This is a genomic window from Acinetobacter sp. YH01003, from assembly GCF_013420525.1.
GTDB lineage: Bacteria > Pseudomonadota > Gammaproteobacteria > Pseudomonadales > Moraxellaceae > Acinetobacter > Acinetobacter towneri.
This window is the reverse complement of sequence record NZ_VOXY01000001.1, coordinates 554,340-567,922: the sequence shown is the minus strand read 5'-3', so window position 1 is coordinate 567,922 and position 13,583 is coordinate 554,340. Positions and strand designations below refer to the sequence as shown.

Annotated in this window: 7 protein-coding genes; 1 reads left to right on the top strand and 6 read right to left on the bottom strand. The window is 37.4% G+C overall.

Annotated features, from left to right (window positions below; translation table 11 throughout):
• Position 1: 1 nt before the first annotated feature.
• The 6 genes from FTT70_RS02735 to FTT70_RS02710 form a co-directional block, all read right to left on the bottom strand.
• The gene (locus FTT70_RS02735; RefSeq protein WP_180168248.1) at positions 2-4,984 is read right to left on the bottom strand and encodes a class I SAM-dependent DNA methyltransferase; all 4,983 of its coding nucleotides are present in this window, start codon (positions 4,982-4,984) and stop codon (positions 2-4) included.
• Positions 4,985-4,993: 9 nt separating this feature from the next.
• On the bottom strand, positions 4,994-7,864 hold the full coding sequence (locus tag FTT70_RS02730; protein WP_180168247.1) for a DEAD/DEAH box helicase: 2,871 nt from the start codon (positions 7,862-7,864) through the stop codon (positions 4,994-4,996).
• Between the two features lie 250 nt (positions 7,865-8,114).
• Positions 8,115-9,140, bottom strand: a complete 1,026-nt coding sequence (locus tag FTT70_RS02725; protein ID WP_180168246.1) for an HNH endonuclease domain-containing protein — start codon at positions 9,138-9,140, stop codon at positions 8,115-8,117.
• 39 nt (positions 9,141-9,179) lie between these two features.
• On the bottom strand, positions 9,180-9,806 hold the full coding sequence (locus FTT70_RS02720) for a GIY-YIG nuclease family protein (protein WP_373685730.1): 627 nt from the start codon (positions 9,804-9,806) through the stop codon (positions 9,180-9,182).
• Positions 9,776-10,357 (bottom strand): bifunctional 2-polyprenyl-6-hydroxyphenol methylase/3-demethylubiquinol 3-O-methyltransferase UbiG, encoded by a 582-nt coding sequence (locus FTT70_RS02715; protein ID WP_180168245.1) that lies wholly within the window; start codon positions 10,355-10,357, stop codon positions 9,776-9,778. The genes FTT70_RS02720 and FTT70_RS02715 overlap by 31 nt, the downstream gene beginning before the upstream one ends.
• Positions 10,358-10,435: 78 nt before the next feature.
• Complete coding sequence (locus FTT70_RS02710) at positions 10,436-12,070, bottom strand: HNH endonuclease (protein ID WP_180168244.1); 1,635 nt, start codon at positions 12,068-12,070, stop codon at positions 10,436-10,438.
• A gap of 588 nt (positions 12,071-12,658) precedes the next feature.
• Here FTT70_RS02710 and FTT70_RS02705 point away from each other — a divergent pair.
• Positions 12,659-13,408, top strand: a complete 750-nt coding sequence (locus tag FTT70_RS02705) for a metallophosphoesterase (protein WP_070155707.1) — start codon at positions 12,659-12,661, stop codon at positions 13,406-13,408.
• The last annotated feature ends 175 nt before the right edge of the window (positions 13,409-13,583 follow it).

Genomic DNA, 13,583 nt, shown 5'->3' with positions numbered 1-13,583 from the left:
TTTACACACCCTCTTGCGCTTTGAATCGTGCCGTAAACACGTCCCACGCTTGTTTATAATCTTCTTCTCGATTTGGTAAATACCATGGACTGGTATAGGTAATCACACGTTCAACAGGTCCGCCCGGTTGCGTGTCATCTAAAATGGTTCTATGGATTTTTGTGCCATCTGGTAGTTTTTGGGCTTCGGTCCACCCCAGTGGTTTAGTTTCTTCTTTGCCACATGGATATTTAATTTTGACAGGTGGATCATTTCGTCCCACAGTACGATCAAGTCCAACACCGACTAGACCTTTTGATGGTGTAAAGACTATACGTCCACTTTGGTCATAGTAGGTTTCACGTTCGTACTGTTGCATGACTGGGAATTGCACACGGTAAATGGTGAGTAATTCCTGTAGGGTCATACCGAGTTCCATGGCAACAAGTACGTCGATTTCTAGGAGTGCCTGACGGCGTTCGAAATCGGTTCTTAGTGAGAAAGAGGATGTTAAATCTGTATCTAACTCTTTAAAAAGTTGATTATTTAATAGCTTATTATTGGTCCATTGATCTTGTATGAACACTTCTTCCCAACACTTTCTCCATAAGTCTTCATAACTTTTTGTTAAGCAATTTAGAAGTAACACCCTTAGTTTTAAATATTTATTTGGCTTACATATTGGTAGCGTTGGTGTAATACCACTCGATGCTAAACGCCCACTTGTTCTGATATAAAAATCAAATATTATTGAAAAACCACCCGCTGAAAAAAATATTAAATTTTCAATATCCTTAAAGGCATACGATATAATCGTATTAATATGATTGTGATAAGGTGGAATAATCGCCGTAAAGAAACTTCTTTCAGCTCCTTGAGACATCTGAAACTTAGTTATTACCCTGTAATATTCAGTAATTTTTTTTGAGCAGACCTCATTATTTTCAATCCAAGTTACGTGAGGGATCTTATCAATAAATTTATTTTTATCGCTAGGTATGTAATTATATCTAGGAGAATAATCGTAATTTAAATTAGTATGATCTAGAACATCATAGTCTGCTTTTTGAATACATATTCTACGAGGCGTTTTATACAGTGGATTACCAACAAAAAAGTGAGGTCCCGATAAAATAATATCCTTTGCATCACTAGCAAATTCAGTAGATCTTTTGATTAAACCATCTCTCTGTGCATAAGTTTCATCAAACATTACTGTCGAAGAGTAATTTTCTCCAAGATCAGACAATCTTTGAGGAACATTAGCCAATTTAGCTAATGCCGATAGCAAATCAACAGAATGTATAGCTGGTAATCTTGCTTTATTAATCGAATCACCATCACCATCGTAGAGTTTATAAAAAATCCTTAAACTATCTTCATTAACATACAAAATTCTATTTTTATGTCCTCTAGTTTCCCATTTATCCTCAGAATTTTTAAGTCCAGGTGTTAAACCTGAGCTATCATGATTTAAACATTGTTCTATAGTTTTTGGAGAAAATAAATTACAAATACTTATAAAATCAATTCGATCTTTTAACTCTGCATAAATATTTATACTAAATTTTACTCTATCTCCGATAGCAAATAATAAAAATTGATTTTGGAACTGAAAATGAGATCTTAATCTTTTATATATTAATGCTCTAAAATCTCCTCCTTTAGGGTCATCATAGATCCCTTCTGGATGTAAAAAACCACTAGCACCATTACCTCTTGCCCATTTCCAAGCTTGTGGTAAGAAACACTTATATAAATTAGTTTGAATGCCTTTTAATTCCGGATAGTTTTGATATGCATTCAAAAAATTTAACGTACCTTCAGCTTCTTCTAGCTCTGTAAACCAAGCATTTTCCAATGCTGGTTTAAGTTCGAATTCTTGCTTTCTACGCTCACGCAATTGTGTCGCAGAAAAGTTTTTAATCAAAAACTCAGGATTGTAATCCCCTAATACACCACCTTCATTCCATTCCACCTTTAACCACGGCGGATTCCCCAACATCACATCAAAACCACCACGGTCAGCAAAAATATCTGCAAACGTCAGTTCCCAATGGAAAAACTTAAACTTATCTGCAAGCTCTTTTACCAGTTGTAAACGTGGATGTTGTTTGTAAAGACTAGGTAAATGCAACTCACCTTTTGCCGTTAAAACTTGGCTCAGCTTTTCTTCTTGTACCGTTAAACTGAGTTGATCATCACCAAACAAATCATGCTGAGTCTTTTCAAAACCAGTTAAAGCAGGTTGTGTTTCTACTACTGCTGCATCAAAATCAAAACCACTTTGTTCAGGCTGATGAAAATCATAAACTTCACTTTCCAGTACCAGCTTAAGCTCCATCATCCATGTGGCACGGTCTGGTAGTAAATCTGCTTTTTCAATGGGCCAAAACCATAACGCACACCAATAATCCATTACCAATTTCAAACGATGATATGGTGTTGCAATTGGCGCATCATGGTTAAAAATGCCAGTAGCATGAATTTCATCTTTAGCAGCAGTGGTCGTGGTTTGACCTTTCGATTCATGCCCCCAAATTTTAAATTGATCTTCCGTGCGGGCACGGTCAGCTCTTAAAGTCTGGACATGCTGTGCCCAAAGCTCATCAATCACATCGCTAAATTGTTGTAGCGTTTCAATCTCCCAAGCTTCTAAATTTGATAAAAAGCCTTTACGCCAATTTTTAATCGTTTCAAATTTTTCGGGCTTTAATGCTTTGGCATCACGGTCTGTTACGTTTGCCATATCTGGATCAGGTAATAGGAAGTGATACACTTCTGTCTCAGCACGATCTGATTTTTTTTGGGCCAAACTTTCAGGTGCTAAACGCTTCGGTGCAAAGTTAAACCACTTATCCGCTTTGACTTTGGTTTTAATCTGCTTCTCGTCATACACCTGACGACGTGCACCAATCAGCGAGTTACCGTTAAATAATTGATAGCCAAACCATGGCACCTGATTTGAACCATTAATCGAGTTCAGCCATAAAGACACTTCTGCAAGTTCAACCGCAATCGAGTTTAAATCCACACCAAATACATTATGGTCGGCAATGTGCATTTTGACCGTCTGTAACTCGTGCTGATAATCTTTCATCTCAATACGTTGATTGAGCTCAGACTGCTTCTTAACTAAATATGCTTCAGCCAATTGATTGACAGCTTCGTTCAAGAAGGCTGCTGAACCCATTGCAGGCTCACATACTGTGAGTTTTAAAATATCATCGGCACTGACTTTTTCTAAATCTGCACCGAGTTTTTCACGTAAGGTGTATTTGACCAAACTCTTGGTCAGAACTTCTGGTGTGTAATAACTGGCTGACTTTTGACGGTCACGACCAGCTAAACGGTAAATAAACTTACCTTTAGGATGTTTCTTGAGGACTTTTAGTCCTTCGTCATTTCGCTCATAGACTTTTTCATCATCCGCATAGCTATCAATTTCTGTTGCAGTAACAAAATAGCCTTCATGCAGCTCATCGTAATTGTCCTGCGGTCGCTTCACCTCATATAAGTCTTCTTTGGCAAAGAAGCCACGATAACTTAACAGTGCTTCGTAAACTGCACCCAATTGGTTAATACCGAGTTGCGCATAACTAACACGACCACGGCGCTGACGACCACGACCGCTGGTTTCACGCGTCAAAGACATCAAGCGAATGACGCGTTGTAGTGTTTGATTGGTAAATTTTACTTTTTCTAAATACGGTGTTCTTTTCGGGTCAAATAAATGACTGTCTAAAGCATGAATATCGAAACCCGTTAAGCCCGTACTCGCTGCGCTATAACTCCCATCAAGTGCAAGATCACCTTGATCATGCGGTTTACCCGTATGAATCAAATTAAACAGCTTTTGAATTGAATAATGGAAATAGTGACCTTTTAAAGACTGCTCGCTCTGTAATTGCACCATTTCCAAGTCACGTAAACTTTCTAAGCTATAACCTTTAAGATAACTGTGACTAGTTTTAATCGGCACATAGCCCAGCTCGGGACGTGCTTCAATATAAAACAGGAACAACAAACGATACATATACCGTAAGCATTCTCTTGAGAGTTGCTCTGGGTTTAGCCCCGTTTTTTCACCTGCCCAACTAATATCTTTACGTTGTAAAAGCTGTTCCGTTGCTTCATTGCCTAAGAGTTCAATTGCTTCACGCAGGGCATATTTCAGGTCCTCAGATACCCCAAAAGCATGCTTATGTGCATTTTCATCTAGGCTGTCGAGTAACGAATCACCATTTTCAGGAACAAGACTGTCTTTAAATAACAGTGCTGTTGTGGCCTGTAAGGTCTTGGTATCTTTACGGCCTAAAATTTCATCCCAATCAAAACGCAAAACGCGGTTTTGTAGCCATTTAAAACGATCAACCAAAATCGCTTGTCGATCACCTAAGACCAAGACCCAACGTGGTGGTTCTTGCATTTTAAAAATGTGATCATTGATAATGTCCGACCACTTGATTGCAGTCCCATCTTTCGCTTTATGCACTAGACCATCCGCATATGGTCCTGGTCCAAAGAATTGCTCTTTCAGCAGGCTTAGTGAGAATGGGTCAAAACCGTCATTTTCTTTATCAATTGCCTCTACAACCATCAATTTTGGTTGTTGCTGATTTGGATAAGCAGACAAAACTGGTAGCTCTACATCCTTATTACCCATAGAAAAAACATGGTTATACGGCGCAAAAGGAATATCCAAAGCACTCAGTAATTGTTGGTGTAATTGTCGACGGTCTGCTAAAGATGCTTTTAGACTACGTTCGCGCTGAATCTGCTCATGGGTTTTAAAATATGAACGTGCTAAGTTTTTTAAGCGTTGATATGGCGGTTCAAAAATAACAGTTTGTTGGCTCTCTCTGTCCTGTTGCTCTTTCGCTTGCCACTGTTGAATTAAATCGCGTATATCACCATCAAAAACTTCAGATAAATAATGTGCTGAATAGAATTCATTTTCGTTTTGAATGCCCAAATAAGTCGCTGCATTGTCACTAATAGCCATGATCTATCCTTAGTTTTGAGTTGCTGCAATAACGGCAATTAATTGAATATAAGGTGAATTTTCTGTCTGCCAAGTATCTTTAATCCAGACTTCGTATTCATTAAACACTTGATCGATATAACGTTGCTTAGCTTCTTTTTTGGTTTTAGCAACAGACTCGAGTCCTTGATCGAAATCCAGATGTAACTGTTGTTCTTGTTTACCTTTTAAAGCACTTAATTTTTCAAGTTGTTCAGCAAGCTTGGGCTGCATCTCTTCATCAAAACTGACTTTCTTCTTGAGCACTTCTTGAGTCACCCCATCCACAACGGCAGAGCGTAAATTTTGCAAAGCATCTAAATCGACTGGTGCACCCGTATTCGGTGCATTTTTAAGGATCTGACCATAGACATTCAGCATGTCTTGTAAAGGCTCAATTTTGGCAATGCGATTGGCTTTGGTATGTACGGCGTACCATTCCCAAATCACTGGATGTGCTTTACGGTTAGGAATCAGTGCAGACACTAAGAAAATCGCTTCATCTTTTTCAAGTTGCGTATTTAGACCAATCACTAAAGCTTCATTACGCCCAGTATTGCCCAACATACGTTCTTGTAACCATTCAGCGACAGGATGACGTTTCCATAAATAGTGTTCTTTTGGCCAAGAGTTCTCTTCATTACGAGAAGCCTTCACCACTTCCATATAATTTTCTTTATCTTCAGTGAGAATAAAGTCTCCATGCTCTGGATAAATTTCAGGTGGATAAGCTTTAAATTTTTGTTTTAAGTCATCGGGAGCTGTTAGTTTTATTTTTTTAATAGCGTCTTCGAACTCAACAGCGATACGTCTTTGGTCTTTATTAAGATAAGACAATGCTCTTTTAGCGAATTCATATTCACATTCAAATAGTTTGAAATTGTCTTTTACGTCTTGTGGCTGTATATCCACAATCGGTTCTTCATCAAATGAACTGAAGAAATCCGCTAAAATATCATCACCTTCATTCTGTTCATTTTCAGGCGTATATTGAGTATTAAATTCGTCCGCCTGCATGGTGAGCATGGCATTTGTCACCAACTCTTCTTCTTTTACGACATCATAAACACCAAGGAAGGTCGCCGGATCACCAATATTTTTATAAGCTTGGTCATCCTTTTCTTGTAAGATTTCTAAAATACGGACATCGCCACGGATCGTTTCATTACTACTTTCCGTAATAAGATAATAAATTTCTGGCTCTTGGGTTTGACCATAACGGTCTACACGACCATTACGTTGTTGGAACACCATCAATGACCATGGCAAATCAAAATGGACTAAGCGATGTGATAAATGATGGAGGTTAATCCCTTCACTCGCGACATCAGAACAGAGTAATACACGAACCTTTTCTTCACGCTTGCTAAATTTCTCAACAATATCTTGCTGGGTAAGATCATCCATTCCCCCATGCAATTGCTGAATTTGATCTTTATTTAGACCTAAATCACGGCTTAAAACACTTTCTAAAAAATTCAGTGTTTCAATACGTTCAGAGAAAATAACGATACGATCATCCGTGTTACGTTTATCCCAATTAAATTCAGAGCTTTTAAGTAATTCAATAAGTTTGGTGTATTTTGTAAACGCTACTGAATCGATTGGCTCTAGACAAGCTTTCAAGTCTTGAAGATGGTCGAGTTCTTGTTCTACATCTGGTGTAAGCAATTCTTTTTTAGCAGTGAGAGTTTTAATTCTTTGTTCAACAGACTTCAAACAAGCTGCGGGTGATGAAAATAGTGCTTTCTGTAAGCCAATACGAACTAATTGACCAGGCTTATCACTGTTGTATTGACCCTTAATAGTAAACGGGACTTTAAGCAAAGCTTCATAAGCCAATTCTTCTTGAGCGGATGCTTGGTGCTTTAAAGGAAAAACCTTACGATCCTTAAATTCAGCTTTGACTTGATCTTTAATGTCATTTTTGAAACGACGTACCACGAGCCCCTTATCGGCAAAGTCAGCTTTTTCATAATTATTCGGATCTGGAATAGCCGTCGGATCAAGCATATTCATTAAGCTTGCAAAACTTTTGGCTTTACCATCATGTGGTGTTGCTGAAAGCATGATTAAAGTATCTGACTTTCGTGCTAATAACTGCGCGAGCTCAGTACGCTGTGAGCTAGTTCCTCGATCTGCAACATTATGAACTTCATCAATGACGATGATGTCCCAATACGCCTTATCTAAGTAAGACTTAAACTCGTTGTCTTGCTTAAGGGTGTCAATTGAGATAATTGACTTATCATAATAATAGAATGGGTTATGATTGGTTGGGATACGCCCACGAACTCGTTGTAAACCATTTGAATCTAGACGAATTAGAGGGATTGAAAAACGATTCCAAAATTCCTTTTGGAATTGCGTCATCATGCTTTTTAGCGTCAGAACTAAAATTCGTTTACCACGACCACGTTGAATTAACTCCGTAACCAAAATACCTGCTTCAAGCGTTTTACCGAGCCCTACCGCATCGGCAATTAAAATACGTTGTCGAGGTTGTTTCAACGCTTGATACGTTGGAACTAATTGATATTCAACCACGTCCATTGCCGCTTCTTTGGCAATGTGAATTTTTAAATCATTGGGCGTGGACTGGCGTAGCTGGCTTTCAATAAATAATAAACTTTGAGAAAATTGCGGACTTTTATCCTGAACCAATTTGGTGAGCTTAGGATCTAAAATTTGAATTTTGTCTTCGAACTTAGTCAGGAAAATGGCTTCTTTACCACGGACGAGCTCTGATATTCCTTCACATGTAAGTTGATCACCATGATTCATGGTCGGGTCCACTCGTCGGATTACCCATTCTTCGTCACGAATCTCTACACGAGCTCCAGGCGCAAATTTCCCCGTCATGTTCTTATCTCAATCATTCAATAATGGTTTTAATCTTTATTCCATTTATAACTTTGCCATAAATGCCTCTATACAAAGCCCTCACTTTGTATGAATCACATTGCTCAGGCTACCATTATAGCTCAAAGTATATTAAATAAGATTTTAAAAAATATAGGCTTATATTAAACAAATTGTCAAAAAAACTATAATCACGATTGATCAAAAACCCTACAAATAGTTTTTTTTCTTAGATAAGTACCCCTCTAAGTTATAACAACTGTAATCCTTGTCTAGTTGGCTCCCACTTCTTTCCACTTCCCATCGTCAACGTAGCGCAGTTATAAGCATCCTGTAAAAAACCACGGCGCGCCGGTTCAGTAAATCCTGTTTGAGCAATTAATGTTTCCCTTAATGGATGATGACTGGTAATCAAATACTCATTACGCTTATGCAAACGCTCTAATAAATTGACCGATGGTAAACGATCAAATTTCCCCTGTTGCCCTCGATTACAACTCGGACATGCCAATACCAGATTCGCTACGCCGTTGATTGGTTTTTGAATATCGCATTCACGTAATTTGTGTGGAAAGAAATGATCTACATCCGCAGAATGCTCAAATAACTGTTCGATGGTGATCGGTGCAAAACAATAGAAACAGCGACTCTTTTGATAGCCATTTAAAGCTGACTTCGCTGAAGTGACATTCACACGTCTGATTTTATTGTCCGCAACCAAAATTCCCTGATCATCATGCTCAATTTGTACCAAATGCTTGGGTAAGTTCATATCCCAAGCTGTTTCAACCAATCTCCATCTCGCTTCAGTTTCATCTACTAAATCCACGGCGTTCTGTCTGTCAAATAATTGGAATACTTCATCCGTCAGAATGATGCCATCTTGGGTTTTACGGGCATCCATGAAGAATCGTTTAGGCAATTCTTGACCATGTACGTTATGAAAGGCATCAATCACATTGACGAAGCCATATTGCACGGTTTTTGTAATCAAGGTTTGCTGATCAATTTCACCTGCATTATAAGAACGACAAAAATCCAAGAATTTACTAGAGCTTGAAGTCGCCTGTTTATCCACTAATTTGAGGTGCTCGCAAATATGCTGGCTAAAAGGCTTTGCTAATTGATCAAGCGTAATAATGGTATTACCTTCAGCTTTTAGGTCATAAAGTGATTTGGCTAAGGCAAATTTATAAGAGGCAACATTACGTCCGAATAGAATCACCGCACGCCAATAACTTTCTAATGATGGCTCTATTTCATAGAATTCGGACATATATTTCTCCCAAATTAAGGATTAAATCCCTTAACAATGCTATTTTTTTGTCCTTTTAAAACCTAATTCATTCACAATTTCTAACATTCTTGCTTGATGAATTGCTTCTTTTCTCAAAGTGGACAATGTATTTTTAAAAACATGCTCATTCCCTTTTAAATTCAATGGTAATGAAACTGATTTAAACATATTTTCTTCAAGCACCCATGGTTCAGGATCTAATATCCATGAAATACGCGTATTCTCCTCCATCCAATGATCTAACCAGTGTTCACCCAAGTGAGTAAATGTCATTCGTTTACCCGAACCAACTCGACGTAAAGGAAAACCACTTTGCTGGGCGAGTAAAATACCTAGTGTTCGTCTTAATGTAGATCCTTCAGCATTGCCAAAATAATGTGTTCTGAGCCGAGTTCTTAAAGTCGATTTACTATTTGGTTTCCCTTTTTTATCTGGGGAAATACCTGAATACACAAGATAGTATTCCTTAATCTGAATACAGTCCTCTAGCGGAACAATCTCAGGTAAGTTTTTAATCCACCAAAAATAGATGCCATTCTCAGTAGGAATCAGTTTGGAGCTTTCTTGTAAATCAAATCGTGAATAAAGAATATTAGGAAACGAACAGGAATGTATCATTGTTTTTTCCAAAGTACATTCAGCCACTGTTCATCACGATCAGGTCGCTGATCTACTGTAATCCACTGTTTTAACACCCTAACCCCACTCAACTGATCTAACAATTCCTGAGCCTGCTCTTCATTTAAGTCAGTAAACGCCCTACCGCCTTTTACTCTATCTGCTGTTCCATATTTAAAAGACATATAGCACACACTGCCACGGCGTAATGCAGCATGAATACGTTTTAAAACATCAGGGAGTCTATTACGAGCACAATGTAGTAAAGAGGCACATGCCCATACCCCATCATAAACATCTTGTATATCAAGCTCATAAAAACTTTGTTGCTGAACAGCGATACCAGTCAGTTGGGTCGCTCGTTCGACCAATACTTCAGAATAGTCGATAGCATCAACTTGATAGCCTTTATTTTTAAAAGCCAAAGTGTCACGACCTGACCCACAGCCTAAATCCAGGATGCGTGCAGAATCTGGCAACTCAGCTAAAAATGGTTGGTATAGGCTTTCCATATCCACATACAACGTAGCTTCTAAAAATTGATCTGCGTATTGGTTGTAATAGTCTATTGTTTTCATATTGGTTGCTTAGGCTAAATACTAATCCCAGTCTACTAAAAAACAAAAAAATAAGGGAGCATTTGCTCCCTTATCTTTTTAGTCAAATAAATCTGCTCTTACTTCTTCCAAAGCACGATCTGACTTAAAACGATTACATATCGGATGAATAATTGCTCCATTTTCTAAAACACCGTAACCACCTTCTGCTTTCGATTCACGATGATCTACTTCAGTCGATTCAAGGTATAAAGCGCTATCACATACTTCGCAATAGCTCCAAGTTTTCCTTTCCTCACGTTGATACAGGTTTCTTTTGGCTGCGAGTGAAAAATTTAGAGGTTTTTTCTTCTTTGATGATCTTACTGATTGCACAAAGCTCACAACATCATCAACAATACTCTCATCATAATCACCACCAAAACGGTCAAGGTAAAAATCATTAAAATTAATATAATCAAATGATTGACTCATCGAAAGAATGACGGTGTTCAAACAAACTTCATCTTCAAAATCTAAATCCATATTCAGTCCAATACAGATAAAGGCCTGATACACGTTCTTCAATCGCTCATGTGATTTGATCCCGCTACCAAACTTACCGACAGTTTCTTTAATCGCCACAGGAATTTTTTCAATTAAACTTTCAACACCACGGCGTGCTCGAGTAAATCCAATAAAATCTATCTTTTTATTCTGTATTTCAAAACAGTCTTTTTCAATTTCACAGACGATAGAGAACCAGGCCAAAAAGGATGTCACTTGAAAACGATTATCTTTATAAAAATATAGTTTTGGGTGTAAGCCCAAACTTGGAATCCGAATACTAATTGGTGGTGTAGCGATACGACACAGCACAACTCTAAGTTTTAGCATTAAATTTTCTACACGCTGACCTTGGTCTATATTCACAGTATTCTGACTAGTATCACCAAACATGATATTCAGGAGTTCATTGACCAAGCCGATTTTTTTACCGTGTGTTAAATCTGGCTCTAAAAGTATTATCTTAAAAAGATGATCATGAATTTGCTCACCCAAAGTGATCACTTCATTTATCCGCTCGTAATTCAGTTCAGCCAAGTTGGATTTATTATCGTTTATATAACAACACGCATAAATCACATAAAAAGCATCACTTCCCCTATTTTGTAAATGATATTCTTCATCTGGATCTAATCGTTTCGTATCCGAATTGATTGAACAAAAGGCTTTTCGAGCTTCCTCAGGTGTCCCAATGACTTCAATAAAATTAATTTTGGTTGATTTTAATTTTTGCTGAAACTCAGAATCGCTACATAACTCTTGAAAATCAGCTAATCCACCTAATCGATTACGAATCTGACGAATATCTCGTTTTTGTGGTGCCGTGAATTTTGGGGCTCCTATTACTTGCTCATCAATAAAGTATCTTTTAATCCAAGCATAAATGATTGAAATCCTGTGCCCACCATCGATGATATAAATATTACCAGCAGCATCTTTCCAATAGCGAACGCATAAATTGACATTACGATCATTCAAACAGTTTAGAATAAACTCCTGAATTTCATCAGGGCTCCAACATTCTGTTGAACGTTGATTGTCTGCCTTATAAAGTTTTTCTAGAATCTCATGCTGTGCGAAATCATAAAGCGATATTTCAAAGTTATGGTGCAGATTTGAGTGCGACATTTCGTCAAGCAACATCATTTTTCTTTGAATAATATTGGTTAAAAGCTTAGTACGGGCCATTTTATTTTCTCTAGGCAATACTTCTCTAGATCTCGTGAGATTACGAAATTTATGAAGTCATTAATTTAAAATTTAAGTAGGTTGTTAGAATTAAAACAGGTGATTAATTCAAAAGTACTTTTTTGCTAGAGATAATAAAAATAGGGATGGGATATTTTTTCATTTGAAGCCTCGTTGATTAATTGTTGTTTGCCAACATCCTTTCCACGAGATGGAGGCAAACCAAATAGGGTGTGGAAATACCGCTCAACGAAACGGCCAGTCAAAGACTGCCCTACTTGGCTTACCATAAAAGCGCCATGTAGACACAAAAGAGCCACTAAAAGCGACTCTTTAGTTCGTTGAGTAACAGGTTTCCACGCCTGGTCACAGATTTTGCTGTAACATCTTTATCTTATGTGCATAAATTCAATTGGTCAAATTTTATGATTAATATTTAATCAATTGATTCAAAAATAATTACCTATATTTTTAGAGGCTTAAGAATACAGATAAGTATCTTATAATTTCTACAATATCTAGTTGCTGTAAACTGATCGCAATGAAATTCTATATATTTAAGCAGCGTGATTTAATAAAGGAAGTAGATTGAAACTGCAAATTTTATCGGATACTCACAATTCGAAATATTCATTATCAGATGAAGCTGACGTCATTATTCACGCTGGGGATTTTTCGAATCGCCTGAGTGGTGCTATTGAATTTGCAGAAACATGTAAAAACCTGAATAAGAACTTTATTTTTGTTTTAGGTAATCATGATTATTACTGCTCAAACTACAATTTAGTCGCAGACTTTTTAAGAGAAAATTATCCTCAAAATGCTCTGCTTGATGACAACCATATCAAGATACAGGATAAAATATTTGTTGGCGGTACATTGTTTACGAACTTTCGTTCCAACTCAGCTCGTACAACCACTAACGAACTGCAAAAATTTAAAGAAGATGCTGAACAATCTATTTATGATTTTGATCAAATCATGATAAGTAGCGATAATCGAACTATAACAGCTGATGACTACATTGCACTATTTCAACGATATCATCAAAATATTATGCAGTTTAGAGGCCAAGATCATGTGATCGTTATTACGCATTTTCCACCGCATTTAGCTTGTCTTGATCCTTATTGGGGTAAGCACCCTGTTGCATCAGCGCTTAACCCCTATTTTATTAATGATTTAGATGTCAAAGGCTTTAAGTTATGGATTTCAGGACATACGCATACATCAATTGATACTGTAGTCGATGGATGCAGATTAGTGATCAACCCTTTAGGGTATCCTCAGGAGCAAGGAAAAAATGGGTTTAGAGAAAATTTGATCATAGAAATTTAAGTATCATACTCGTATTGAAACAATCTAAACTAACTTCAATATCATATAACCTATAGGACTGTTGATTTAGCTTCTACACAATGAACTAGGAGAAGCTCATGTCGATTACTTTAGAGCCAGAAGATGATTGGAAAAATAAAATTGCAGATCAAATACTTAAAAATCTACTCGACAT